This is a genomic window from Pseudomonas sp. 2957 (genome assembly GCF_031456345.1).
In the GTDB taxonomy this organism is placed as follows: Bacteria; Pseudomonadota; Gammaproteobacteria; order Pseudomonadales; family Pseudomonadaceae; genus Aquipseudomonas; species Aquipseudomonas siliginis.
The window spans coordinates 271,133-294,301 of record NZ_JAVDUL010000006.1 but is presented as its reverse complement, the minus strand read 5'-3'; the positions used below and the strand labels follow the sequence as shown (position 1 = coordinate 294,301).

At 58.6% G+C, this 23,169-nt stretch carries 25 protein-coding genes and 1 tRNA gene; 9 read left to right on the top strand and 17 right to left on the bottom strand.

Features of this window, described 5'->3' with window-relative positions; translation table 11 throughout:
* Positions 1–2 precede the first annotated feature (2 nt).
* Positions 3–923, bottom strand: a complete 921-nt coding sequence (locus tag J2Y39_RS22520) for a universal stress protein (protein WP_310219842.1) — start codon at positions 921–923, stop codon at positions 3–5.
* 233 nt (positions 924–1,156) lie between these two features.
* Between J2Y39_RS22520 and fnr the strand changes: the two genes are divergently transcribed.
* The 3 genes from fnr to J2Y39_RS22505 all read left to right on the top strand — a co-directional run bounded on the left by fnr (position 1,157) and on the right by J2Y39_RS22505 (position 4,395).
* Positions 1,157–1,897: a fumarate/nitrate reduction transcriptional regulator Fnr gene (gene fnr / locus J2Y39_RS22515; protein WP_252887852.1), complete on the top strand. Its 741-nt coding sequence runs from the start codon at positions 1,157–1,159 to the stop codon at positions 1,895–1,897.
* Between the two features lie 202 nt (positions 1,898–2,099).
* Positions 2,100–3,440 (top strand): putrescine-ornithine antiporter, encoded by a 1,341-nt coding sequence (gene potE, locus J2Y39_RS22510; protein ID WP_150635441.1) that lies wholly within the window; start codon positions 2,100–2,102, stop codon positions 3,438–3,440.
* Between the two features lie 49 nt (positions 3,441–3,489).
* Positions 3,490–4,395, top strand: a complete 906-nt coding sequence (locus J2Y39_RS22505; RefSeq protein WP_310219839.1) for an amino acid ABC transporter substrate-binding protein — start codon at positions 3,490–3,492, stop codon at positions 4,393–4,395.
* A 41-nt stretch (positions 4,396–4,436) separates the two neighbouring features.
* On the opposite strand, the gene J2Y39_RS22500 is transcribed toward J2Y39_RS22505, so the two are convergent.
* On the bottom strand, positions 4,437–5,348 hold the full coding sequence (locus J2Y39_RS22500) for a universal stress protein (protein WP_310219838.1): 912 nt from the start codon (positions 5,346–5,348) through the stop codon (positions 4,437–4,439).
* 224 nt (positions 5,349–5,572) lie between these two features.
* Between J2Y39_RS22500 and J2Y39_RS22495 the strand changes: the two genes are divergently transcribed.
* Positions 5,573–6,136: a GNAT family N-acetyltransferase gene (locus J2Y39_RS22495; protein WP_041478749.1), complete on the top strand. Its 564-nt coding sequence runs from the start codon at positions 5,573–5,575 to the stop codon at positions 6,134–6,136.
* 53 nt (positions 6,137–6,189) lie between these two features.
* Here J2Y39_RS22495 and J2Y39_RS22490 read toward each other — a convergent pair whose 3' ends face one another.
* The 4 genes from J2Y39_RS22490 to J2Y39_RS22475 all read right to left on the bottom strand — a co-directional run bounded on the left by J2Y39_RS22490 (position 6,190) and on the right by J2Y39_RS22475 (position 9,835).
* A complete protein-coding gene (locus J2Y39_RS22490; RefSeq protein WP_310219835.1) occupies positions 6,190–7,113 on the bottom strand; it encodes a universal stress protein in 924 nt (307 codons plus the stop codon).
* Positions 7,114–7,213: 100 nt separating this feature from the next.
* On the bottom strand, positions 7,214–8,455 hold the full coding sequence (locus J2Y39_RS22485) for a DUF4010 domain-containing protein (protein ID WP_310219831.1): 1,242 nt from the start codon (positions 8,453–8,455) through the stop codon (positions 7,214–7,216).
* A 46-nt stretch (positions 8,456–8,501) separates the two neighbouring features.
* Positions 8,502–8,726: a hypothetical protein gene (locus J2Y39_RS22480; protein WP_310219829.1), complete on the bottom strand. Its 225-nt coding sequence runs from the start codon at positions 8,724–8,726 to the stop codon at positions 8,502–8,504.
* Between the two features lie 35 nt (positions 8,727–8,761).
* Positions 8,762–9,835, bottom strand: a complete 1,074-nt coding sequence (locus tag J2Y39_RS22475) for an NAD(P)-dependent alcohol dehydrogenase (RefSeq protein WP_310219827.1) — start codon at positions 9,833–9,835, stop codon at positions 8,762–8,764.
* Between the two features lie 255 nt (positions 9,836–10,090).
* Here J2Y39_RS22475 and J2Y39_RS22470 point away from each other — a divergent pair, with 255 nt between their 5' ends.
* The gene (locus tag J2Y39_RS22470; RefSeq protein WP_150635930.1) at positions 10,091–11,017 is read left to right on the top strand and encodes a universal stress protein; all 927 of its coding nucleotides are present in this window, start codon (positions 10,091–10,093) and stop codon (positions 11,015–11,017) included.
* Between the two features lie 144 nt (positions 11,018–11,161).
* Here J2Y39_RS22470 and J2Y39_RS22465 read toward each other — a convergent pair.
* Positions 11,162–11,297, bottom strand: a tRNA-Leu gene (locus J2Y39_RS22465).
* 193 nt (positions 11,298–11,490) lie between these two features.
* Between J2Y39_RS22465 and J2Y39_RS22460 the strand changes: the two genes are divergently transcribed.
* Positions 11,491–11,700 carry a hypothetical protein gene (locus J2Y39_RS22460; RefSeq protein ID WP_310219819.1) on the top strand — a complete coding sequence of 70 codons (210 nt, stop codon included), beginning with the start codon at positions 11,491–11,493 and terminating at the stop codon, positions 11,698–11,700.
* Positions 11,701–11,778: 78 nt separating this feature from the next.
* Positions 11,779–12,111, top strand: a complete 333-nt coding sequence (locus J2Y39_RS22455) for a hypothetical protein (protein ID WP_409037440.1) — start codon at positions 11,779–11,781, stop codon at positions 12,109–12,111.
* 12 nt (positions 12,112–12,123) lie between these two features.
* Here the strand turns inward: J2Y39_RS22455 and J2Y39_RS22450 are convergent, their stop codons facing one another.
* The 8 genes from J2Y39_RS22450 to J2Y39_RS22415 all read right to left on the bottom strand — a co-directional run bounded on the left by J2Y39_RS22450 (position 12,124) and on the right by J2Y39_RS22415 (position 19,984).
* Positions 12,124–12,546 (bottom strand): cell wall hydrolase, encoded by a 423-nt coding sequence (locus tag J2Y39_RS22450; RefSeq protein WP_310219815.1) that lies wholly within the window; start codon positions 12,544–12,546, stop codon positions 12,124–12,126.
* Between the two features lie 58 nt (positions 12,547–12,604).
* Entirely contained in the window at positions 12,605–12,988 is a 384-nt protein-coding gene (locus J2Y39_RS22445; RefSeq protein WP_310219813.1) for a hypothetical protein, read from the bottom strand.
* Position 12,989: 1 nt separating this feature from the next.
* Positions 12,990–14,351, bottom strand: coding sequence for a hypothetical protein (locus J2Y39_RS22440; protein ID WP_310219811.1), 1,362 nt, complete (start codon positions 14,349–14,351; stop codon positions 12,990–12,992).
* 21 nt (positions 14,352–14,372) lie between these two features.
* Positions 14,373–15,053 carry a hypothetical protein gene (locus J2Y39_RS22435; protein WP_310219810.1) on the bottom strand — a complete coding sequence of 227 codons (681 nt, stop codon included), beginning with the start codon at positions 15,051–15,053 and terminating at the stop codon, positions 14,373–14,375.
* Complete coding sequence (locus tag J2Y39_RS22430) at positions 15,053–15,364, bottom strand: hypothetical protein (RefSeq protein ID WP_310219964.1); 312 nt, start codon at positions 15,362–15,364, stop codon at positions 15,053–15,055. Before J2Y39_RS22430 ends, J2Y39_RS22435 begins: the two co-directional genes overlap by 1 nt.
* Positions 15,365–15,372: 8 nt before the next feature.
* Positions 15,373–18,939, bottom strand: a complete 3,567-nt coding sequence (locus J2Y39_RS22425) for a phage tail protein (protein WP_310219808.1) — start codon at positions 18,937–18,939, stop codon at positions 15,373–15,375.
* A gap of 58 nt (positions 18,940–18,997) precedes the next feature.
* Positions 18,998–19,561: a tail assembly protein gene (locus J2Y39_RS22420; RefSeq protein ID WP_186566057.1), complete on the bottom strand. Its 564-nt coding sequence runs from the start codon at positions 19,559–19,561 to the stop codon at positions 18,998–19,000.
* A gap of 78 nt (positions 19,562–19,639) precedes the next feature.
* The gene (locus tag J2Y39_RS22415; protein ID WP_310219806.1) at positions 19,640–19,984 is read right to left on the bottom strand and encodes a hypothetical protein; all 345 of its coding nucleotides are present in this window, start codon (positions 19,982–19,984) and stop codon (positions 19,640–19,642) included.
* Between the two features lie 149 nt (positions 19,985–20,133).
* Between J2Y39_RS22415 and J2Y39_RS22410 the strand changes: the two genes are divergently transcribed.
* Entirely contained in the window at positions 20,134–21,216 is a 1,083-nt protein-coding gene (locus tag J2Y39_RS22410) for a type I restriction endonuclease (RefSeq protein ID WP_310219802.1), read from the top strand.
* 84 nt (positions 21,217–21,300) lie between these two features.
* Positions 21,301–21,504, top strand: a complete 204-nt coding sequence (locus J2Y39_RS22405; RefSeq protein WP_150650869.1) for a hypothetical protein — start codon at positions 21,301–21,303, stop codon at positions 21,502–21,504.
* A 113-nt stretch (positions 21,505–21,617) separates the two neighbouring features.
* On the opposite strand, the gene J2Y39_RS22400 is transcribed toward J2Y39_RS22405, so the two are convergent.
* Both J2Y39_RS22400 and J2Y39_RS22395 read right to left on the bottom strand, forming a co-directional pair.
* Complete coding sequence (locus J2Y39_RS22400) at positions 21,618–22,412, bottom strand: C40 family peptidase (protein ID WP_310219799.1); 795 nt, start codon at positions 22,410–22,412, stop codon at positions 21,618–21,620.
* Between the two features lies 1 nt (position 22,413).
* A complete protein-coding gene (locus J2Y39_RS22395; protein WP_310219797.1) occupies positions 22,414–23,163 on the bottom strand; it encodes a phage minor tail protein L in 750 nt (249 codons plus the stop codon).
* Positions 23,164–23,169 lie beyond the last annotated feature (6 nt).

The following is a 23,169-nucleotide window of genomic DNA, read 5'->3' as shown; positions in this document are numbered from 1 at the left end:
GGTCAGGCTGTGGCAGGCATTGCCTTGACCATCATCAAACTGCACGGAGCCCGGTTCATCAGGCATTCGGCCGTGCCGCCGATGAAGCCGTCCAGCGCTTGATGGTGACAGATGCCGAGCACCAGCAGGTCGAACGCGTTCTGCCGGGCGAAGTCTTCGATCACCCGGTACGGGACACCTGCAAACATGTGGCTGTGCTGTTCATCGAGACCATAGCGCTCGGCCAGCGTATCGAAGGCTTCCTGCTGAGTGTCGTTGATCGCATCGCGCAAACTGTGATCCAGACTCAAGTTCGGCACACTCATCGCCGCATCACCCACCACCGACCAGTTGCTCACATTCAACAAGTGCAGCGAGGCATCGCATTTCGCTGCCAATGTCGATGCAACGCCGAGTATCCGGTCGTTGAGCCCTTGGGTCAGATCCTCAAGATGCGACAGGTCAATGGCCGCCAGTATCTTCAAGGGTTTCGGATGTGCGGCCTCGATGACCAGATGCACGCAGGCGGGACAATCTCGTACCAATAGCCAGTCCAACGGCTGGTGAAACGTTTGATTGAGCGCCGAAACATGGTGAGCATCCTTGATCACCAGATCGATATGAAAGTCATTGATGTACTCAAGTACATGCGCCGGCGTGGCCCTGGCCCAGACCACTTCGGTGCTGACTTGCACGCCGGCGCCACGTTGAAACCGGGCCTGCTGCTCCAGCCACTGGCGATGCATCTGCAAATAGCCTTCACGCGCTTGCGCCATGGCGTCGTGATCGAACAGACCGGCCAACGCCAAGGACTGGACATGATCGAACGCTACGATGTGCAGCAACGCGCCACTGGCCCTAGCAAGTGCCTGGGCGCGATCAAACGCCGGGGTGCGGGTCATTTCGGCAGGTGCGATCAACAGAATTCGTTTGAGCCTGAACATCACGAGTGTTTCCAGTCAGCGCCATCGGACGATTCTGCAACTCTGCCAACCGCCACGCTTGATATGCATCAAGTTTCCCCATTAACCCTGCAATACAAGAGCGGCGAAGAGCCCGACGCCTCTGTGAGTTCCCTCCCCGCCGTTCGTCCGTAATCACGCTGGCACGCCAAACGAAAAGTACGTGCGCTGCGAAGACTTCTATGCTTATCACACTCATTGGAGGCTGCTTATCCATGCTTGAAGCCCACTCGCCCCCGCCGATTCTCAAAACTGCCTGTTCCAACTGCAGCGTGATTGAGTTGTGCCTGCCGCTCGGTCTGACTGGCCCGGAGGTTGATCGACTCGATACGCTGATCGTGCAGCGATACAAGGTGAAGAAAGGTGTCGCTCTCTACCGGACCGGGGACCCGCTGCGCTCTCTGTACGCTGTGCGAATAGGTTCGTTCAAGACCAGCGTGGTCTCCGTCGATGGCCGCGAGCAAGTGACCGGTTTTCATATTCCCGGCGAAATGCTCGGGCTGGACGCCATCAGCATCGATCAACACGCGTGTACTGCGTATGCGCTGGAAGACAGCGAAGTCTGTCCGATTCACTTCGCACAGCTGGAAAAACTCGCGCAAAGCCTGCCATCGCTGCAGCACAACCTCAACAAGTTGCTGAGCCGGGAAATTGTGCGCGATCACAGCATGTTGATGCTCATGGGCAACATGAACTCAGATGAGCGCCTCGCGGCTTTCCTGGTCAACCTTTCACAACGCCTCAGCTCCCGTGGCTATTCCTCGAAAGAGTTCGTGCTGAAAATGCGCCGTGAAGAAATCGGCTCCTACCTTGGGCTGCGTCTCGAAACCATTTGCCGCGGCATTGCCCACTTGCGCGATCAGGGTTTGGTGGAAATCACCGCACGCGACGTAAAAATCCGCAACATGGACGGCCTCAAGCAGATGGTGTCGGGCTGCAACCGCCAGCAGCATTGAGCCCGTCCATGAGTTCCTGCCATGCCTTCGCCATCCCTCGGGCAAGCCATATCGAAGCGATGGGCGCGCTGTTTCGATGCACTTGAAATCACCTGTCTTTCTAACCGTTGAACGTCGCTTGAAAAGCTGCGTACTGCCGATGCCGGCAAAACCTTGAGCGTTGGCTGAGCGGTGATGCGTTGCGCAAATCGAGGGAACTGCGATGGCCGACTCAAGCAAGAAAATGAGCCTCATGGGGCTCACCACACTGGTGACGGTGAACATGATGGGCTCAGGCATCATCATGTTGCCGACGAGCATGGCCCAACTCGGGGCTGTTTCATTGTTGTCATGGATCGTCACCGCTGTCGGCTCCATGGCCATCGCGTATTGCTTTTCCCAGTGCGGCATCTTCTGCCTGCGCTCTGGCGGGTTATCTGCCTACACCGAAGAGGCGCATGCAAAGTCAGGCTTTTTTCTGTGCTCTTACCTGTACTTCCTGTCGCTGGCCATCGCCAACGTGGCGGTGGCCATTTCCGCAGTGGGATACATGACATCGTTCATGCCTTGGCTGGGAAGCGGCGCCATTCCTTTATTCGTTGGAACGGTCGGTCTGCTCTGGCTGACCACCGTGGCGAATTTCGGCGGCCCAGGCATCACCGGCAGGATTGGTGCGGTTACGGTGTGGGGGGTAATCATTCCTGTAGCGGGCTTGAGCATCATCGGTTGGTTCTGGTTCAAACCCGATCTGATCATCGCCGCCTGGAACCCGAATCAACTGCCGATATCCGAGGCCATCAGCAAAGCGATTCCCCTGACACTCTGGGCGTTTCTCGGCATGGAGTCGGCAGCCCAGGCCTCAGATGCGGTGGAAAACCCCAAGCGCACCGTACCGCTGGCCTGTCTGTTCGGGACATTGGGCGCCGCGGTGGTCTATGTGCTCTCGACGACGGTCATTCAGGGCATTATTCCCAACGCCGAACTGGCCAACTCATCTGCTCCTTTCGCGCTCGTTTATGCACACATGTTCAATCCCCTGGTCGGCAACATCACCATGGCGCTCGCGGTAATGGCCTGTGTTGGCTCGCTGCTGGGCTGGCAGTTCACGTTGGCGCAAACGGCCAAGGTGACCGCTGATCAGGGCATGTTCCCGAAACTGTTCAGCAAGGTCAGCGCACGCAACGCCCCCATCGTCGGGATGCTGGTCTGCGGCGTACTGCAGACCTTGATGGCGCTGTCGACCATTTCGCCGAACGCAAGCGCGCAGTTTGGAAAACTCGTCAGCCTCGCCGCGGTGACCAACCTGATTCCCTACGTGACGGCAGCCACCGGGCTGCTGGTCATGATGTACAAAGCCAGAGTCAGCGCCGCCGTATACACGCGCAATACCCTGCTGTTAGTGGTTGCCGTGGCCTATTCGTTGTATGCGCTGTATGCCTGCGGCAAGGACGCGGTATTCGGCGGCATCCTGGTCCTGGTGTTCGGCTACCTGCTTTACGGTTTCCTTGCCAAACGTTTTGTCGCTGCCCCTGCGTCTGTCGGCCCCCGGCCTGATAACCCTTGATCGAAGTCTTCGGTACAGCACAGATATCTGAATTCGAGGAACCGCGCGCATGAACGTGAAACTGATCAGAGCCCACCACCTGCTGCTCGTCTGCGTCCTTGCGCTGCTACCGGTAGTGACCCATGGCAATACGCTGGAGCGCATCCGTGCCAGTCAAGCGATCACCCTTGGCTACGTGCCTGACTTCATGCCTTTCAGTGATCAGGCCGCCGATAAAGCCAGCGGCTATGCCATTGATCTCTGCCTGAAAATAGCCGAGAACGTCAGGATCGATCTGAATGTGCCGACGTTGAAAATCCAGTACCAACCGGTCTCGCTCAACGACGAGATGAGCGCCGTCAGTTCCGGCAAGATCGACATTCTTTGTACGCCGACCCCACCCACGCTGGCGCGGCGCAGGGTCGTCAGCTACTCGGTGCCGATTTACACCGCCGGTCTCTCGGCCGTGGTGCGCCAGGATGCTTCCGAAACCTTGCTCAATGTGCTGAACGGCAAAGTGGCCCATACCGGGCCAACGTGGCGAGCCACGGTGAACCGTGGTCTGGCCAATCAGACGTATGCCGCCATCGCCGGCGGGGTCACCGAGACGTGGATACAACAGCAGATGCGATTGCTGGGTGTGGTCGCCACGCTGGTCACCGTAGAGAACGCAGAAGCCGGTCTGAATCTGGTTGCCAATGGCAAAGCCGATGCGTTTTTCGCTGAACGCATGATGCTCAAGCATCTGCTGACCAGAAATTATCCATCGGGCAACCTGGTGCTGCTGGAGCGGATTTTCGAGTCCGCACCGACGGCGATGGCAGTGGATCGAGAGGATGAGGATTTCCGTCTGCTGGTCGACACGGCGCTGAGTGAAATGTACCGATCCGGCGAAATTGAACAGGCATTCGACAAACATCTGGGCGGCGCCGGCAACGCGGCCAAAAAGCTGTTCAGGATCTATGCAATACCCTAGCGAGCCAGCGAACAGGCTGGCTCGCTACTGTGCGATCATGCTCACCGCACAGGCTCTTTCCTCACCGCCAGAATGCTCCCTGGCAGCGAATACAATGCGCGCTCGGTGGTGCTGCCGATCACGCGTTCGATGCCCACGCGATGAACCGTGCCCATCACCACCACATCGGCCAGGTACTGCTCGACGAACTCATTGATGACCTGCACTGGATGGCCCATGACGAAGTGTCGACGCTCAGGGGGCACAGCGTGGCGATCGGCAAGGGCGACAAAAGCCTGATGCAGTGTCTGACGCAGCTCGTTCGCCAGATCTTCGTTCCAGCCACCATTGACCATTGGCGCTTCGCCGTTGAAGGCAGCGGACAAATCGTAGGCGCATAGCAGGTGCAACGGCACGTCGCATTGCAACGCCAAAGCGTTCGCCGATCGTATGATGACGTCGTTCAAGCCATTGATTTGGGTATCAGGATCAAACGGGTCAACGGCCGCGACGACACGATGCGGCAACGCATAGCGAATCTGATTGACCAGATGCACGGGGACCGGACACTCACGCAGCAGGTGACAATCGAGCGGCGTGATGAACACGCGCTTGAGCGCCGGTTCCAGTCGCACATCCTTGATCAACAGGTCGGGCTTGAGCACATGGACGGTCTTCAGGATGTCCAGCAGCGGATGGCTGGAGAAGACCACATCAACGGTGCCGTCCAACCCCTGGTTGCTGAGCTGCTCGAGCTCATCGGCCACCCAGCGACGGTAGCGCCGCTGATAGCGCTGAGCATCCACGTCATCGATTTTTTCCTCCCACAGATGGGTGATCGGCACCGGCTCGACGAAGGCCCGCACATCCAGCGCCGCCCCGCTCGCCTTGGCCAGTGCGATGGCACGCAGCATCGCCGCCGATTGATGCAGCGTCTGGTCAGCGACCAGCAACAGACGTTCATATTGGCCCATCACACACCTCCGCTCGGCACCGGCGCGGTAGGCCGGCAGGCTTCAAGACTGCGCCCGCTCGCCCTGGCCGGGCGTTGATTTACATCAAACCCGGGTCAATCAACGAGGCGCATGGCAGCTGTCTGATGTAGATCAGATGTCGCCATGGGCAACCGCGTAGAAGGGAGGCAAGCGGACGCTTTTCCAACCGCCCGCCAGCCTCTCGAACCGGATGGAGAATGACCATGCTCACCGTCAAAGACCACAACGATCAGGCCGTGGCCGCTTATGCAGCGGTTTCCGGTCAATACTGGATTGAGGCGCTCAAGGACGGTCGCCATGTATTGATCCGGCCGCTCACGGAGAAGGATCGCCTGCGCGAATACGACTTCATCAAGCGCCTGTCCCCCGAATCCAGGCACATGCGTTTTCTCGCCCAGATCGGCGAACCCGGCACCGCTCTGCTCGACCAGTTGATGGACACCGATAACAAACAGCGCACCGCCTTCATTGCACTGGTTCACGAGAACGGCAAGTTGATCGAAATCGGCATCAGCCGCTATGCCGGCACAGGCGGACATCAATGCGAGTGCGCGGTGACGGTCGCCGATGAATGGCAGCACCTGGGCTTGGGCACGTTGCTGATGGAACACTTGATCAAGGCAGCCCGCCACAACGGATTCCGCCAGATGTACTCGGTCGATGCCGCCAGTAACGCGGCGATGCGCGACCTGGCCAAAAGCCTGGGCTTCGAGACCCACAATGATCCGGACGACGCACGCCAGGTCATTCATCGTCTTGACCTGTAAATGAATCGCCCCGAGGTGAGTCGGCCAACGATTCACCTCGGGGCGTTCGTGTTTCAGGATTGCAGTGTGGGTTGCGGCTTGATCGCCAGCACACTGCAAGGTGCCCGATGCAGCAGCTGTTCGGCGGTGGTGCCTAACAACTTGCTCAAGCCGTGGTGCTGCACTGTGCCCATGACAATGACGTCGATCTGCTTGTTGATGGCGAACTCGCAGATACTGCGCACCGGTGCGCCCTCGATGAAGTGCCGGCGTGAGACCGGCACGCCGTGGCGCTCGGCCAGGGCCGTAAATGCCTCATGCTGCGCAGTGCCCAGCGCTTCATGAATCCCGGTGGCCAACGGCAATGCGCCGAACACCATGTCCGTGGCGTAAGCCGCCGTCCAGTCGTAAACATGCACCACATCAAGACGGGCATCGCACTGCGCGGCCAGTTGGGTGGCGGCATCGATGATTTGATCGTTGAACAGGCAGTCCTGCTCTTCGCTGCGCAAGACATCGACGATGGCCAGCACACGGCGTGGGCGCGGATGAGTGTCGTCGGTCACCAAATGCACCGGCACCGGGCAATCGCGCAACAGTTGCCAGTCCAGCGGGGTGTAGAAAATACGCTCCAGCACGGACTCGTGCTGCACATCCTTGATGATCAATAGCAACGGCATCTCGTTGATGAACTGCAGGATCTCGGCGAAGGGATCCTGAACCCACATCACCTCGCTGGTGACCATGATCTGATGCCTCGCCAGCAATGAAGCCTGCTCTGCGAGCCACTGCCGGTGAGTGCGCAGATAACCATCGCGGGCGAGGCGGATCTGCTCGGGGGCAAACAGCCCTGCCACTGCCAGCGCCTGCAAGTAATCGAAGGCCACGATGTGCAGCGGCAACTGCATGGCCTGGGCCAGCGCAGCCGCGCGCTCGAACGCTGGCGTGTGCTCCATGGCTGAAGGAGCGATCAACAGTAAACGCGGAGTCTGTGACATGGGATACCTCGGCATGCGGCCAGCCAGAACAAACAGTCTTCAGGGTGAATGCTGTGGCCATTGGCAGCTTGATCTTTATCAGCAAGAGCACCGATTGCGCTCAAAACAGCACAGTGCCCGCCCACATGGCCAAGGTCAGCAACAACTGCCCCGGGATCACGCAGGCAGCGAAACGCCTGCCGCCGCTGACCCACGCCACCACGCATTTGCTCACCGAGTTACTGCTGACGGCAATCAGCGCTGGCACGACTATCGAGTCATAAGGCACCTGGCCCGCCTTGGCCAGGCTGGCGATGGACGCTGTGGCAGAGTGCGCATCGGCAAAGCCCGAAAGCATTGCGGTAAGCCACAGACCCGCCTGACCAAAGTGGCTGAGCATGGCCGAGGAGACGAATGTGATGCCGGTAAGAGTCAGTGTCACGATGACCGCGAGTTTCAGATTGAACGCCCCTGCCGTGTCGACCGGTTTGCTGCGGCTCCCTCGCGTGGGGTCTGGGAACATCAGGCAGGCGCCGTACAACAACGTGGCGATCAAGCCGCAAAGCAGTGGCGTCCATATACTGTTCAGCAGATTCGGATCAACCATCATGAGGATCAGTCCGACCTGTATCACCGTTGCCAGATTGGAGAAAATCGCAGCCGCGCTGAGGATGCGGATATTGCCCGGCTCATGGGCAAGGCGTTGGCCCATGGTCGCGATCGTCACGGTACTGGAGGCGAAGCCGGATGCAATCGCGCTGATGACGTAGCCATAGCGCGAGCCCAAAGCCCGCACGGCAATGTGGCCGAACGCGCCGACCAGCATCAGCAACACCGTCACGGTACAAATGGTGCGCAGATTGATCGCGGCGTACGGGCCGATATATCGGTCCGGTGCCAATGGCAGTATTACCAGCGCTGCGATCAGCAAGATCAGGCCATCACGCATTTCCGCGTCGGACAACTGGCTGTTGGCAAAGTGATGCAGCGTCTGGCGATAGGCCAAAAGGCCCGCAATCACCACGCCAAGGGCAATTGCCAGCGCCGGCGCGGTTGCGCACAACGCGCCCAGGATCAGCACCGCGATCAACGCCACCTCGCTGGTCAGCCCAGGGTCGTCGCTTTGACTACGCCAGTACGCAACGCTGGTCAGCAACGTGACACAGCCGGCGACGATCCCCAGCAGCAGGCCACCGCCGACCTGTAGCGCGACATACCCCAACAGCGCGGTAATGGCGAACGTGCGCAAACCGGCGCAGTGTCGCGCATCGCCGGTGCCCTTGTGCCGTTCACGCTCAAGACCGATGAGCATGCCGATCCCCAACGCCGCAGCGGCGCCGGACAGATCAAAAACCTCATTCATGATGGGTAGCGTCCCACAGGGTCTGCGACCCTGCTCTGCATTCGGCTTACGGCGAGCATTCAACGCTCACGGCCATTCGGCGCGCCGTTGCCGGCCGCGCTGGCAACGGCTGGGCAAACGCATTCGGCCACTCGTGAGGGGCGTTGATACGGGCCTCAAGCACCTCGACAAATTCCTGCGCAGCCTTAAGGCTCCTGAAGCCCACACCCCAGTCATCCATGTGCACGACCCAGCCATGGGGAGCGTGTTTTTCAGCGATCTTGATGTTCATGCAAACCCCGGTTTCAGCGGCACGCCAAGGTGCTTTCAAGGAGTGATTGCGACTTTCATGACCCCGTCGCGTTGATGAGCGAACAACTCATACGCCTGCTCGATGTCGTCCAGTTGGAAACGGTGAGTCACCAGCGGTGACAGATCGACGGCGCCGCTCTGCACCACCGCCATCAGGCGACGCATGCGTTCCTTGCCGCCCGGGCACAGGGTGGAAACGATGCTGTAATCGCCCAGTCCGGCGGCGAACGCGCCGAGCGGGATGTGCAGATCGCTGGAATACACCCCGAGGCTGGACAAGCGCCCGCCCGGGCGCAGCACCCGCAATGCCGACTCGAACGTGCCTTGGGTACCCAGTGCTTCAATGGACACATCCACGCCACGGCCATCGGTCAACGCCATGATCTGCTCCACCACATTGCCGTCCTTGAAATTGACGGTATGGGTCGCGCCCAGCTGGCGCGCCATGGCCATGCGTTCGGGCACCGCGTCGACACCGATAATCGTGGTGGCGCCCTTCAGGCGCGCTCCGGCCACGGCGCAGAGGCCGATGGGGCCCAATGCATATACCGCTACAGTGTCGCCGATGGCGATCTCGCCCCGCTCGGCCCCCGAGAACCCGGTGGACATGATGTCCGGGCACATCAGCACCTGTTCATCGCTCAACTCATCGGGGATCGGGCACAGGTTGGCCTGTGCATCCGGCACCAATACGTACTCGGCCTGGCAACCGTCGATCGTGTTGCCAAACTTCCAGCCGCCAATGGCCTTGAAGCCGTGCCGGGTGTCCGGGCCGTCCTGCGAGCCGCAACCACACAGACACGCGTAACTGTGCCCGCTTGGGGTGATGGCACCGGCGATCACTCGCTGCCCTTCGATAAAACCGCGTACTTGCGAGCCCAATCGCTCAATGATGCCGACCGGTTCGTGGCCGATGGTCAGCCCTTTGGCCACTGGATATTCGCCGCGCAGGATATGTACGTCGGTGCCGCAAATGGTGGTGGTGGTCACGCGGATCAACGCATCCAGCGGCCCGACCTCGGGAATCGGCTTGTCATCGAGCACGATGCGGTTTTTTTCAACGAATATTGCGGCTTTCATGGTGGCCATGATGACTTTCCCTCCGCCGACAGGTGAGCGCAGAGCAGAGCTTGAGCCGCGGCGACAGGGTCGTAGTTGATAATGGTCAACTATCCGAGGATCAGTAGTCTTGCTCGACCGTACATCCGCTCACGACCACGCGCTGATGTCTGGTTGATAAATATCAACCCCGCCCTGCTGGCTCGCTCCAGGATAAGCGCATGCGCCACTACTCACTCCAGGCATGCAGCGCAATGCTTGGGTGACTGCCTCGGGAGTTCTGTCATGTCTGAGCAATCGCGTTTCATGCTGGTCGTGTCGCCGCTGATGAAAAACAGTCCCGCATTCGACCGCGCCGCCGCACTGGCCAAAGCGTCGGATGCCGCACTGCATATTGTCGCGTTTGATTATCTGGAGGGCCTGGCGACCGCAGGAATGGTCAACGAGCAAGCCCTGGAGCAGATGCGTCTGGGCTATGTCGAACGCCATCATCAATGGCTCGAAGACCAAGCCCGGCCGCTGCGCAAGATCGGAGTGACCGTCACCACCGAGGTCGTCTGGGTGGACAATCCTTTGAAGGAGATCCTTATCCATTTGAAGGAACAGCCGATGGCCGCCCTTATAAAGGCTCTGGAGCACGAATCACTTCTGTCGCGGCTGATGTTCACGCCGCTGGATATCCACCTGTTGCGCGAATGCCCGGTGCCGCTGCATTTTGTCAGCCACGCTCAAAACGCACTGCCACGCCGAATCGTCGCGGCGGTCGACCCCTTCCATCGTGATGGCCAATACCAGGGCCTCAACGACCGGATCCTGCGCGAAGCAGCAAGACTGGCCGGTATCTGCAATGGCAGCCTGGACGTAATTTATGCTCATGACCTGTCATCGATCAGCGCTGCCGAATTCGGCTTCAATAACGCGTCCGCGATCTTTTCTTCCAGCGCAGCCAAGAAACTGTTCGACGCCCAAGGCGAAGCTTTCCAGGCGCTGGCTGCACGCAACAACATTCCGGCAGAAAACCAGCACATGATTGTGGGCGATCCCGCCAAGGTGCTTTCCAGCTATGCCGATGCTTACGACATCGATGTGATCGTAATGGGCCGCGTCACTCATCGAGGAATAGGCAGACTGGTTGGCAGCACGGTCGAGCATCTGTTGTACAAAATGCCCTGTAGCGTATGGGTGGTAGCGCCGGAAACGCTTACTCGCTGATGGATGCAGTCGACGCTGAAGAAAGGAGTGGATCTCCAGGCACCAGACGGCGACGGAATGGCCAGTCAGGAGCGTGGAAAACATTCCCACGGCACAAAAAATAAGGGCTTGCATGACATATGTCATGCAAGCCCTTGATATTTATGGTGCCCGAAGCCGGAATCGAACCGGCACGCCCTTACGAGCGGGGGATTTTAAGTCCCGCGCCAGAATCAAGCGGGCTGCGGCTTGGATGCGATTTTTTGGGCCGCAATTCGATTCGAAAGACTGCCATTCGGCCCAATGTTTTCGCATACCGCAGAATGATTGCGGCCCGAGAAAAGACCTCAAATTTTACGTAAAGATTGAAATCCTATCTGGCACTGAGAAGCTGGCATTATGCCGACTCTGCATAATCCAGCGCTTTGCCCTTCTCCGGCGTTCTGCCGACATTGAATCCCCTGCTACTCTGGTTTCGTCCAAGGAGGAAACCAATGCCAAACTCTGATCTGCTCCCTTCCCTACTCCTCAAAATCAATGAAAACCAGCTCGCCCTTGAAGCCGCCATCATGGAGCTCACCCTCTGGGTCGAGCAGCGGGGATCCGCCGACGTCGCGGAAAACGTCCGCAGCTCTCTGGCCGCGCTCGATCGAAATGAAGAATTCATCAAAATGACCTTGGCTGTTTTGATGACGCCCGACTGACAGCTCGTCGCCTCACTCTCGCCCGCTGGCACGGCCTCGATTACTGTATATGCAAACAGTATTCAGTAAGGCATGCTCGTGGACCCCCTCTATATAGAAGACACCGACGATTGGCTCGGCAACCCGACCCCGCTCGAAACGTGCCGACACCAGCTCAGGATGTATGAGAACGAATTCGAAGCGCTCACTCTCAAGCTCGATCGAGCGCTGGCGAATATCGAAGGCCTAGTCAGAGACAATGATGCGCTCACGGAAGAGAGAATCTCTCTCAGGGCAAAGCTTCAGTACGCCGAAGGGGCTTTGTTGAGCGAAAAGCGAAAATTCGCCGACGTCGAGCACAACAGAAACCATCTATTCAATGAAAACCAGCGCCTACTCAGGGAGCTTCGCTGTAGCGAGGAGGAAGAGTGAGCCAGATTCGGATTACGGCACGTCCTTGAAGAATACGTGGTGCCCAAGCTTCAGTGTCTGCTTGGCCTTTGCCGCCCAGGCCGGCGCCTTGATGCTGGTGGCGTAATAGTGAGTGGCGCCGCCGGTGGGATCCGGCACCTTGCCGTCGATCACCTGGTCAGCAGCGATACGGCACTGGGCCAGCTCGCGGAACGGGATCCCCTTCACGCCGATCAGGAACTGATAGTTCGGGTCGGTCTTGTTCCAGCAGCTGAATTGGTAGGGTTTCTGACACACGCCGGCGTAGCCCTCCCCCCACCACGACTTTTCCTTGCCATCGAACACGCGGTTGCGGATCGTCCAGGCGACGGCGATCTGGCCGGCTGTGCCCTCGCCGCGCGCTTCACCCCACAGCGTGCGAGCGAGGATGTCGCGGTCTTTCTCGGTTGCAGTCATCACTTTTCTCCAGGCAAAAAAATACCCGCTCGATGGCGGGTGTTTGTGCTGCTGACAATTACGCGGGTCGCACTGGGCGTTGATCCTGCTCAGGAAAATTTTCAGCTCCTTCTTTCCAGTTGTTGACCTGACCTCGAAACCTCAGCCACTGCGGCTTCGTGCCGGGTAGCAGATCCGGCGGAGACACATCAGCATCCGCCTCTTCTAACGCTTCGATCTGTCGGGCTATGACCTGAAGCTCGCTAGCGCGCCACGAGCTCTCGACAGAAGCATCCAGCTGAGCCTTCTGTCGGGCCAGATCTTCCTCGGAGAACTCCGGAAGCGTTACCCCTCCGGACCCAACCCAGGCCAGATACTCCTTATAGTCTCGATTTTCTGGATCTTTCGGGATGTAAGCGCCATCGGACAAGCGAAGGATCACGTCGTCTGAATACTTGTACATTTCAAACCTCGGCCGAGAAGAATAGGTTGGGGGATGAGCCGAAGCACAGCAAAGTGCCATAGCCTATGGCAAACGAGGTGGATATCGCGGCACCAAGGGAGCAAGACTCTTTACCGATTGCAGCAACCTGCAAATTGTCCAATGGAATTCCGCCGCCACCGCCGCCCGTTACGGTGAAAGAAGGAGGAGAGCCGGCTAAGAAACTGACAGTAGGGTTAACCCTCATTGCTCTTGGAAACCTTAACGCACCAATAGCCAGGTAGTTGCTGTACGTAAAAGTGACCGAGCAGACCGGCTGCCCAGCAACACTAGGCGATAAAGACCAGCCGTAGTACTGGCAGTCGAACAGCTCAGCAGCATATCCCTGGTCATCTGGCGATGTCGCAACGCTGCCCAGCTGGAACATGACATCTTCAGCCCATCCTCCGGACAGGTTGATCGTGATATTACTACCGGCCGGAAGGGTTGCGGTCTGACCGCCGTTGGCAATGGTGACGCCGTTCACTTTCGCCACGGCGGTACCCACCCACGAAAGCGTATAAATCCCACCCCGAACATTTTCGCCAAGGATCACCTGATCGCAACCGCCAGCCGGAAAGGTTGCGCGCATACCTGCGCCAGATGCGGCAAACGTCAGAGACTGGCCCGCCACAGGCACTTTCCAGCGATCCAGCGTGTACTGCCCAACCGTAGCAGCCGCACCGGAGACGTATCCACGCTGATTGACCCGGAATCGCGGGTTCAATAACAGGTTCTTAGGACCAGTCGCGCCAAGCGCCGCCCGGGCATCCTTAGCCGTTTTGGCGCCTGTTCCTCCCTGATCGATCGCGACCGCCTTGTTCGTGCCGGCCAGATCGGCTTTGCTCGCCTGAAGCTTGCCGAGAGCCTTGATGATGGTGTCCGTTGCAACAATCGCACCTGGAGTTACCAAGTCGACACCGGTCAATGGCACGCCGAGAACGCGAGAGTTGGTCAGGTACTTGTTGGTGGTACCTTCCGGTAGACCGTCTGTAGTTGAAAGATTCAGCGCCTGGCGCACACCCGATAGCGTTGGGTCATTGCCAAGTACCGCCAGAACCCCACCGAATTGGTTCACCAGTGCGCGCAATGCATCAGCGGAATCTCTGACATAGCCCTGCATCGGTGCCAGCGCATAGGTCCCCGATGCATTGGTCGCACCCTGATAGTTCGGCGCGATCGACATTCCAGTGTCGCTGGGGATGTTGGTCACTTCGTACCAACCACCGTCCGGACCACGAAACGCGTCACCAACGCGAGCATTGGCGATGAACGCGGTACCGATACCGATAATCGCATTGGAATTCTGGGTGACAGAGACCGTTCCTGATTTGTACCAGGGCATAAAGTAAATCCTATAAATGGGTCATGCGGCTTGTTTTGCGAACACTGCCGGCAGGAAAAAAGCGAAGGGGTTCGATGCAGCAACGGTGATGGCATAGAGCGTGTTGTTTGGGAAATCCCACCAGCAATAAAGCTCGCGCGGAATGCCACTCCCCGAAGTCATGGGCATGCCGAACGTGTTCAGCAACATGAATTCGTTCTCAGGGAAGTTGAACGGGACGCTGTAGAAGATGCGCGTCAGCCCCTGCTGACTGGTGTCGTAGCGAACATAGGTCCAGTTCTGGAACGCTCGGGTAAATGTCGCGTTCGGCGTACCGGAGTCAAACAGCAGCTTCCCTGCGCCATCCCACAATCGCATACCGTATTGCGCCACCGGCTGGGCATCAAATGCTGCTACAAAGTACCGCCCGTTCAGCCCGGCAGCGTTGACGTCGTACGCTCTGACATAAAAGCCAGTCCAATTACCTGCGGAGCCAAGGAGCCTCATACGACAAAGCCCTGCTATTCCGTTGAACGTGTCGGGCCTAACAAATACAAGTGGTGGCTCCTGAGAAGTAACTGGCCGTGCAAAGGTAGTAACAGACCCAAGCCCCCCTTCCTGTGTCGGGGCATACCGCCCTGAAGAGATGACCATCAGTCGCGAGAACTCTGAATCTAAAGTCACCACGTTATTGTTGTTTGTGAACTGGACGCCATAGCTCATCAGCTCCACCTCATGACTATTAAGCGCATGGTTCCGGACGAAGTAGTGCTCGCCGCGTACGTCCGCGTGTAGTTGTAAACCCGGACAATTCCATCGAGCATCTCCGTTTCGAACTGCATTTGAGAATCCGGATAGGCACCAATCGGAACCACGATTGCTGTTCCGTTACCCGGTCCGACTCCGGGAACAGAGAAGTCCTGCGTTCCTTTGCTGGATCCAAGCGCGAAGGTCACTTGCACCGAGAGCACGACACGAATGGTGAATGAGTTCTCATCCAGCTGGAGCGCCCCATCGGCGCCCCATATCCTTATGCCGTAACTCATGCGTTCAAATTCCCCCACTGATAGCGCTTCACGCCGTTCTCATCGAATACCTTGCCGCCGTTGTTGTTTATGACCTGACGAGCCCCTCCGCCCAGCGGGCTGTTCAACTCGAAGTTGCCTGCCTTGTCGATGCGCCAACCCTGAACACCCGCGATGTAGTTGTCCGATTGGATGAAGAAACCAATCTTGGCGTTTCCAATCGAGGCGTCCTGAATGAATGCCGAGTTCATGAAGACCTGGCCGCCCTGCACCGCGAACGGCACCGAGATGGCTCCGCCGGCGATGGTGTTGACGATTGCGAACCGGTCAGCGCTCACCAAGAACTGGCTCTGCAACCCGGCGCCGGTGTTTTCAATACCGAGACCTATACCCGCAGCTACGTACTGCCCATTCGCCGTGACCTGCATTTTCACTGACCACATCGTCGACAACTTACCGCTGGTGTCTGCGTAAGCGGTCGACGTCTCCTGAATAGCGGCGGTGTTCTCGCCGACCTTCACGCTTACTTGCGTGAGCGCCTGCGCGGTAGCTTCTTTGTCAGTTGCAACCGTCTGGCGGAGGTCGGTCACATTGGCTTCGTTCTCGCCAACCTTGGCGTCGAGGGTGGTGATCTTCTGGGCGCTGGCAAGGTTCTCCGATGCCCTGACCTTGTCATTGGTGGCAATCGCTGCCGTACTGCTCCAGCCCTTCATCGCGTCCGCCAGCTCACCTTCGCCGTTATCATCACGATAGGAGGCCCGCAAAGCTTCGAACGCTGTCGCCTGAGCAGTGACGACGCCGTCGAGTTCGGTAATCTCGGCGGTGTTGGTCGCTACCTGCTGGGCAAGCCCATTGGCCGTTTCCACCGTCTGCCCGACATCAAGCCAGTAGAGCGGATTCGGCGGCGGAGTTCCGACTGGCACCGGGCCGGTGGCTTGGTAGATCCGCTTGCCCTCCACCACCAGGTCGTACTCTTCGTAGGTGGCTTCCGAGTCGTAGCCTTTCAGGCCGTCGAGCGCATCGATCTGCGCCTGCAGGCCTGGGATCTTCTCGATTTCTGCCAGCAGATCCTCGCCGAGTTCCGTCTCGGTGATTTGGCCGGCGATCATTTCCAGAATGGCAGCGGCATCCGAACTGGATTGACCCTGCACGCCAAGCCCGATCGGATACCACGGACCGATGTTGCCGATCTTGTCGACGATGCGCCCCCAGAAATAGAAGGTCACACCAGCCCGCAGGCCGAGCATGGAGAAATCGCTCTGCGGATAGGCCAGGTCTGTCAGTTTGGTCGCGGCCTCAAGATCGGTCGTCGGCCCGTACCAGATCTCCGTGCGCTGGCTATCCTCGGCCCCAGCAGGGAATCCCCACTTGAGGTAGATGCCGAACAGCAGCGGCGTGGCAGTCAGGAACGCCAGCGCCGGCGGCAGCCCCTGCTTACCGCTGAGGTTGGTCAGGATCGAGTTGCGCCACGGCGACGTGATGTCGAAGGCGCTCACCGCGCGCACCCGTGCCACATAGGCGCCAGCGTAGATGCCGACGACGTCGACGTTGGTCATGCCGGTGCGCTGCAGCTTGATCCAGTTGCCGCTGTCCTTGCGCCATTCGACGTCGTAGCCGACCGCGCCGTCCACCGCAGGCCAGGTGATTGTCATGGTGGCCACGGCCAGCCCCTGCACAACCGACGACGTCGACGAAAGCGACACGCTCGCAGGCGCCGGAACAACGGTTATTGGAATCACACTGATCGGGCGTTCTTCCAATCGTGCACCGGTGTCGATGAATGCGAACTTGCTCGGGTCGAACTGGAGCGCGCTGATTTCGTAGTCGCCCTCGGTGGTGCGCTTGGTGCGCAGCACGCGATACAGCGGGATTGCCAGATCATCGGCGTCGAGTGCCCACTGCAACTGCGCCACCGGCGGTTCGCTGTAGGCGACTGTGACGGTCACGGCGCGGCCATTGACGCTTTGCACTGTGCGCCCTTCGGCGCGGCCGCCCGGTAGGTTGATGATCAACCGATCGCCAGCCTTGGCCTGGGTGTCGCGATCGAGCGTGATCACCCGCCCCGCCACCACCGAGATCCGGCCGCCGACTTCGCGACCAGCCAGCAGCGAATCCGCCACTGGGATGATGTGTCCGGGCAGCGGGATCACGCCCTCCATACCGGTCTTGAACGAGACGGTGCGGTCTTGGTTGTTGCTGAGGATGGCCCACTTGCCCCGGCGCTGTGCTTCGGAGGCGCGCGTGCAGCCAATGGCACTCAGCTCGGTCGGCCGGTCGCCGTAACGGCGTTGCAGATCCAGATCGGCGAACGGAATGACGTCGGTATCGTAGTTGTTCGCCGGATTGTCGTAGCTGACCAGTGCCCGGGTGTAACGAGTCTTCGCCGAGGCGCTGCCATACGAGAATTTGCCATCGATGACGTTTGTCCGGGTGAAGACGTAGTCGAAGTCCTGCGCACGCGGCATGTCCGCCTGCATCACCAACTGGCCCTGCGCCCAGTAAGTCATGCCCCGGTAGATCGCCGATATATCGCGCAGCAGCGACCAGGCGTCAGCCTTGCCCTGCAGGTTCATGTCACAGAGGAAGCGCGGCTCCTGGCCACCCAGTCCGTTCGGCACCAACTGATCGCAATACTGGGCGATGCGGTACAGCTCCCACTTATCGACCATGAACGGCTTGATGCGCTTGCCCAGGCCGAACCGGTCTTCGGTGCAGATGCCGTAGGTGATCCACGCCGGGTTATTGGTCCAGGCTGATTTCATCGAGCCATCCCACGTCCCGGTGTAGGTGCGCGCGATCGGGTCGTAGTTGCTCGGGACCATCCAGCGGCGCGCCTTGCACTTCACGGTCACGGCCGGAATGTTGGTGAACTGCTCGGCGTCGAATTCGATATAGAGCAGCGCAGTGTTCGGGTAGCGCAGCTTGGCGTCGATCACCTCGGTGTAACCGGCCACCAGCATGGTGTCGGCGATCTTGTTGGTGTTCTGGTTCGGCGTCAGGCGGCGCACGCGGATCTGCCAGCCGGTGGTGGCGTCCGGCAGATCGATGCGGCGCGAGCGCTCGTAACGCGTGGTGGTCTTGCCGTCGACCGCGTCCACCAGCACCTGCTGATAGGCGCCGCCATCGGTGGCCACATCGATTGCGTACTCGATCCGGTAGCCGCCGACGTTGCCCTGGTCATCCGAGCGTTGCAGCGCCGGCCAGGCCAAGCGCATGCGCACGGCGGAAAGCTGGGTATTGGTGATCGAGCGCACCCACGGCGAATCGCTGCGCAGCTCAATATTCAGCGACGTCTCGTTTTCCACGGACGGAATGCCGGGTATGTACGTCTGATCCACCGAGCCCGGGCGCCAGTCCCACTTCACGTTCGGAAAGTTGTAGTTGCCGCTGGCATCGCGGATCGGCGTGTTGTCCAGGTATATGTCGTAATCGGTCGGGACGCTGTCGAACTCACCCTCGCCCACGGCGATCAGGAGCTTGGCGAGGTTGGTCGAGCGCAGGCTGTCGCTGGCTTCGGTCGGCGACTTCGGCTTGCTGCTACCGCCCTTCTCGCCGTGGATGTCGATCTTTGCGGGTGCGCCCATGCTTTCCTCCAGGCATAAAAAAACCGCCTCGCGGGCGGTCGTTGTGCTGCTGTCCTGATTACACTTTGTCTTCAGCCAGGATCGAGGCCGAAATGATCATCCCGCCCCACCGGCGTTCGCCGATACAGATCGGCACCGGGTTGCCGCTGGCAGTGGTGTTCTTGGCGCTGCCGAAGGCGTAGGACGGAGAGTTCTCGGGGGATGCGCTTTGCTTCAGGCCAGAGGCCTGCGGGCTGAGCATTTGGATGACACCGCCGGCAACGAGTGCAATGCCCACCGGGGCCAAAGCCTGAAACCCCGGAATGAACGATGCAGCAATCAGGACTGCGCCGATGATCGTTTGAAGCAGGCCAGCACGCTTGCTGCCGCCAACCACCGGCACGATGCGGATTTCCTGAGCGCCGCCCAGCGCGAAATCCTTCTCAGGTACGTTCTTTCTGTTCCGGAAAATGGCGAAGCGCAGACCGCGCCGCTCCAAGTCTTTGATCGCTGCGTCGAACCCCTCCAGCGTGCACTTCAGCGCCTTGAACGCCTCCCCTACGGAACGACTGCCCAGTTCGCGGTAGTGAACTCGGCCGAACAGTTTAATCAGCGGACCCGATAGAAGAATGGTCGTCATCATTGGGCGGCAATGTGCAGTTGCTGTCACGGTTTTCTCCAGACATAAAAAAACCGCCTTTCGGCGGCTGTTTTTGGGTGTTCAAAGGCAATCTTTTATCGCCTGCTTCATGTCTCCTCGGCCATAGCCCGGCGACCATGCCATGCGCTGATACAGCGTTACGGTACTACCCTTCTGTGCTTTGCGTATATCCAGCAGCTCGTCGGTCATATTGTTGCTCGCGACCAGCAATCTGTATCCGTTTTCTGTCTCGGACATTGAGGCATCGCTTCTGGCGTCCTGCCATTTCGGGAAAACACACAGCGCATAACGCTTGGGATCTTTCGCGGTTGTTGCCTTGAAGCTCGGGTCATTTTTCTGAAGATCCCCAGGGGATACACACCCAGCCAACAGCGCTACCGCCAGCGCTCCTACGATCAATTTCATGCAGGTCACTCCTGTGGGAAAGGATGCACTGTAACGCGGCACTGTCCGGGCATCCAGCGTGGATGAAATGCCAGTACTCGTTTGACCGAGACAAGTAGTAGCGTTGCGCCTTTACAGGCCCGACTGGGCCCTACCCCGCGGAGCTGAAAATGGATTTTGTAGAACGCTTGAGCGCAATGTCGGCAAAGGTAAGTCAGTTAGCTTCAACCATCCAAACCGAAGAGGCCACAAAGACCGCATTCGTTATGCCATTCATTCATACAGTGCTTGGTTACGATGTGTTCGACCCATCCGAAGTCGTTCCTGAGTACATCTGCGATATCGGTACTAAAAAAGGCGAAAAGATTGATTACGCGATACTCAAGGGCGGTCAGATCCAGATATTGATCGAAACCAAGAAGATCGGCGAACCGCTGAACATCAATCACGCGAGCCAGCTATTCCGCTACTTCCACGTCACAACTGCAAGAATTTCTATCCTGACCAACGGAAGATTTTACCGCTTTTACACTGATCTCGATGCACCCAACAAAATGGATGAAAAGCCTTTTTTGGAGATTGATCTTCTCAACATTGATGAACATGTCATTCCAGAATTACAGAAATTGACTAAGTCCGCCTTCGACGTGGACTCAATCATCAATGCCGCTGGTGAGCTGAAGTATGTGGGCAACATCAAAAGAGAGTTGGCTACCCAGTTCGCTCAGCCAGATGACGACTTCGTTCGTTTTTTTGCCTCTCGCGTCTACGAAGGTGTAATCACGCAAAAGGTGCGAGAACAGTTTGCGCAACTCACACGCAAAGCAGCCGCTCAGTTCCTAAACGACCAAATCAACGACCGATTAAAGTCTGCGATGAGCAAGGCGACTTATCCTACGGTAGCTGAATCAGTCGTGGCAGAAAATCAGGCTGAGGCAGTGGAAGCACCTGAGGATCGCATTCTGACCACGATGGAAGAGCTTGAAGGTTTCCACATTATCAAAGCCATCGTACGTACTGTGATTGACGCTAAACGTATAGCCAGCAGAGACACACAAAGCTACTTCGGCATACTGCTGGACGACAACAATCGGAAACCGATTGCTCGGCTTCACTTCAACCGAGGTCAAAAGTACCTCGGGATTTTCGACAAGGATAAAGTCGAAACCCGCCATCCAATTAGCTCGATCGATGAGATCTATGAGTTTTCAAGCTCGCTAAAAGAAACGATCTCTTTTTACCAAGAAGGCTGAAGCAGCAATACCTCAGTCCTTTGCCTATAAGCCCAAGGACTGGGATTGCGCCAATTTCGGCGCGTTTATGACCTGGAGGTCAAAATGGCAAAAAAACCTGAAAACGCCGGAAAGGCTTGGAGCGCGGCTGACGTAGCCGAACTGAAAAAACTGGCCAAAGAAAACACTCCAACCAGGGTAATAGGGCTAAAACTAGGCCGTTCAGAGGATTCCATCTACTCAAAAGCGGCAGAGGAAAATGTAAGCCTCAAACCGACGAACCAGTCTCCTTACAATCGCCAGAAGTAAGGTAGGCAACGCTTGATTCATATGCCTGGCGCTGTTCATGGCTCCATTCATGATCATGCTCCGCCAGAGAAAGCGCCATCGAGTCCAGGCACTTGAGTAATTTTGATTTGTCGTTATCCATTTTGGTTCTCCTGCGGCCCAGCCGCGTTATGTGACTGTGAATCTTTGTGCCTGAGAATCATGCGAGTTCTATCCAGCCAAGGGCCACCAAAAACCATGACCTCTGACGGCCTGCCGTACAGGTGATGCAGCAGGAACGGCCCGGGGCCAAACGTGGCGGCATCTTCGCCCGGCAACTCCGGATCAGTGCCGAGGAAGATCCCCGCGTGGTTCGGGTAAACGGTGCGCCCCACTTCCATCACGATCATGTCGCCGCGTTGCGGCTGGTCGACGCGGTAGAAGCCGGCGGCCTCATAGTTCGCCTCGTACAGGCTGGTGTTGTCTTTGCTCTCCCACCAGCCATCGGCGCGCTTGAAGGCTTCAAATTCCAGCCCCCACTCGCGCTTGTACCAATCGGCGCAGACCTGCCAACAATCCCAGGCGCCGTGCACGAACGGGCGCTTCAGCAGCGGCACTTCGCCGGTCGGGACGATGGTGCGCAGATCGCCCTCGGGCCAGCTCAGGATGTGCCAGGGCATCGCAGTCGCTTCGCACATGGCCAAGTCGCGCGGTGACGGCCTGCTGGTGGCGTCCGGATGTGAATGAATTACGCCGATGACTTCACCCAAGTCTTCGGCCGCCGCGTACTGCTCGGGATCGATCCGGAACTCTTCATTCGGCTCGGTGGAGACGTTGATGCAGGGGAAGTATTGTTGCCTGCGCCCGATCGCCAGCAGCAGCCCGCAGCACTCTTTCGGGTACTCGGCCGCCGCGTGCGCCTGGATCGCGTTCAAGATGTGCTTTCGCATGTCAGCTCCTTGCGATCAGGGATACAGCGGGGAAGCCACCGAACGGCAGCGGATTGCCTTCGCCGAAGCGCGGGATGCAGCCCTTGCCCAGCGTGGCGTCGCACTCGTCCAGCTCAGGGTTGTCAGTGATGACACCGTCATTCGTGACGTACGGCCCGGTGTAACCGCAGTTCGGCCCGCGATATCCGCTGGTGAGACACCAATGGCAAAGGGTTGTGGCTTGTCGGCCGATTGACTCATTGCCGACGTCGCCCGGGCTCGCCAACTCCCAACTGACCGTCTCCCCGTCCTCGCTCGTCTTCTGGTCGATATACCAGACCTCGATCGTCTCTTGGGTTGGGTCTGCTGTAGGGTTGCCGGCCGGGAAGTTCGCCGCGTCGAGGTAACTGCCGAGCGTGTGCCGCATCGTCAGCTTGAACTCCAGCAAATCCTCGAACGCGAGACAGAGTGCTGTGATGCGCCCGTTGACGTTGCCGACGGACAGTGTCGGCCGAACAGCAGTACCGTCGCCGTTCGCCTCAATGCCGTCGATCTGCATCGGCCAGGCGCTGTACTCGTTGCCCTGCCAGTAGATCGCCTTCGCCGGCAGTTGGTCTGCATTGTCGCCGGCGGCGATCAGCTCGGCCGCCGTGTGCGGGATCGCGTGCCCATGGAAGCGCAGAACATCCGCACCGTAGTCCGTGCCGTCCAATTCAAAGAGCAGCACTTCGCTGCCAGGCTCAAGAACCTGGATGTCACTGATCAGCGGCATGGTTGC

What these genes read in the sequence shown, in the direction of transcription:
- J2Y39_RS22520 (WP_310219842.1), bottom strand. Translation starts at nt 923, where the DNA reads ATGTTCAGGCTCAAACGAATTCTGTTGATCGCACCTGCCGAAATGACC.
- fnr (WP_252887852.1), top strand. Translation starts at nt 1,157, where the DNA reads ATGCTTGAAGCCCACTCGCCCCCGCCGATTCTCAAAACTGCCTGTTCC.
- potE (WP_150635441.1), top strand. Translation starts at nt 2,100, where the DNA reads ATGGCCGACTCAAGCAAGAAAATGAGCCTCATGGGGCTCACCACACTG.
- J2Y39_RS22505 (WP_310219839.1), top strand. Translation starts at nt 3,490, where the DNA reads ATGAACGTGAAACTGATCAGAGCCCACCACCTGCTGCTCGTCTGCGTC.
- J2Y39_RS22500 (WP_310219838.1), bottom strand. Translation starts at nt 5,348, where the DNA reads ATGGGCCAATATGAACGTCTGTTGCTGGTCGCTGACCAGACGCTGCAT.
- J2Y39_RS22495 (WP_041478749.1), top strand. Translation starts at nt 5,573, where the DNA reads ATGCTCACCGTCAAAGACCACAACGATCAGGCCGTGGCCGCTTATGCA.
- J2Y39_RS22490 (WP_310219835.1), bottom strand. Translation starts at nt 7,113, where the DNA reads ATGTCACAGACTCCGCGTTTACTGTTGATCGCTCCTTCAGCCATGGAG.
- J2Y39_RS22485 (WP_310219831.1), bottom strand. Translation starts at nt 8,455, where the DNA reads ATGAATGAGGTTTTTGATCTGTCCGGCGCCGCTGCGGCGTTGGGGATC.
- J2Y39_RS22480 (WP_310219829.1), bottom strand. Translation starts at nt 8,726, where the DNA reads ATGAACATCAAGATCGCTGAAAAACACGCTCCCCATGGCTGGGTCGTG.
- J2Y39_RS22475 (WP_310219827.1), bottom strand. Translation starts at nt 9,835, where the DNA reads ATGGCCACCATGAAAGCCGCAATATTCGTTGAAAAAAACCGCATCGTG.
- J2Y39_RS22470 (WP_150635930.1), top strand. Translation starts at nt 10,091, where the DNA reads ATGTCTGAGCAATCGCGTTTCATGCTGGTCGTGTCGCCGCTGATGAAA.
- J2Y39_RS22460 (WP_310219819.1), top strand. Translation starts at nt 11,491, where the DNA reads ATGCCAAACTCTGATCTGCTCCCTTCCCTACTCCTCAAAATCAATGAA.
- J2Y39_RS22450 (WP_310219815.1), bottom strand. Translation starts at nt 12,546, where the DNA reads ATGACTGCAACCGAGAAAGACCGCGACATCCTCGCTCGCACGCTGTGG.
- J2Y39_RS22445 (WP_310219813.1), bottom strand. Translation starts at nt 12,988, where the DNA reads ATGTACAAGTATTCAGACGACGTGATCCTTCGCTTGTCCGATGGCGCT.
- J2Y39_RS22440 (WP_310219811.1), bottom strand. Translation starts at nt 14,351, where the DNA reads ATGCCCTGGTACAAATCAGGAACGGTCTCTGTCACCCAGAATTCCAAT.
- J2Y39_RS22435 (WP_310219810.1), bottom strand. Translation starts at nt 15,053, where the DNA reads ATGAGCTATGGCGTCCAGTTCACAAACAACAATAACGTGGTGACTTTA.
- J2Y39_RS22425 (WP_310219808.1), bottom strand. Translation starts at nt 18,939, where the DNA reads ATGGGCGCACCCGCAAAGATCGACATCCACGGCGAGAAGGGCGGTAGC.
- J2Y39_RS22420 (WP_186566057.1), bottom strand. Translation starts at nt 19,561, where the DNA reads ATGATGACGACCATTCTTCTATCGGGTCCGCTGATTAAACTGTTCGGC.
- J2Y39_RS22415 (WP_310219806.1), bottom strand. Translation starts at nt 19,984, where the DNA reads ATGAAATTGATCGTAGGAGCGCTGGCGGTAGCGCTGTTGGCTGGGTGT.
- J2Y39_RS22410 (WP_310219802.1), top strand. Translation starts at nt 20,134, where the DNA reads ATGGATTTTGTAGAACGCTTGAGCGCAATGTCGGCAAAGGTAAGTCAG.
- J2Y39_RS22405 (WP_150650869.1), top strand. Translation starts at nt 21,301, where the DNA reads ATGGCAAAAAAACCTGAAAACGCCGGAAAGGCTTGGAGCGCGGCTGAC.
- J2Y39_RS22400 (WP_310219799.1), bottom strand. Translation starts at nt 22,412, where the DNA reads ATGCGAAAGCACATCTTGAACGCGATCCAGGCGCACGCGGCGGCCGAG.
- J2Y39_RS22395 (WP_310219797.1), bottom strand. Translation starts at nt 23,163, where the DNA reads ATGCCGCTGATCAGTGACATCCAGGTTCTTGAGCCTGGCAGCGAAGTG.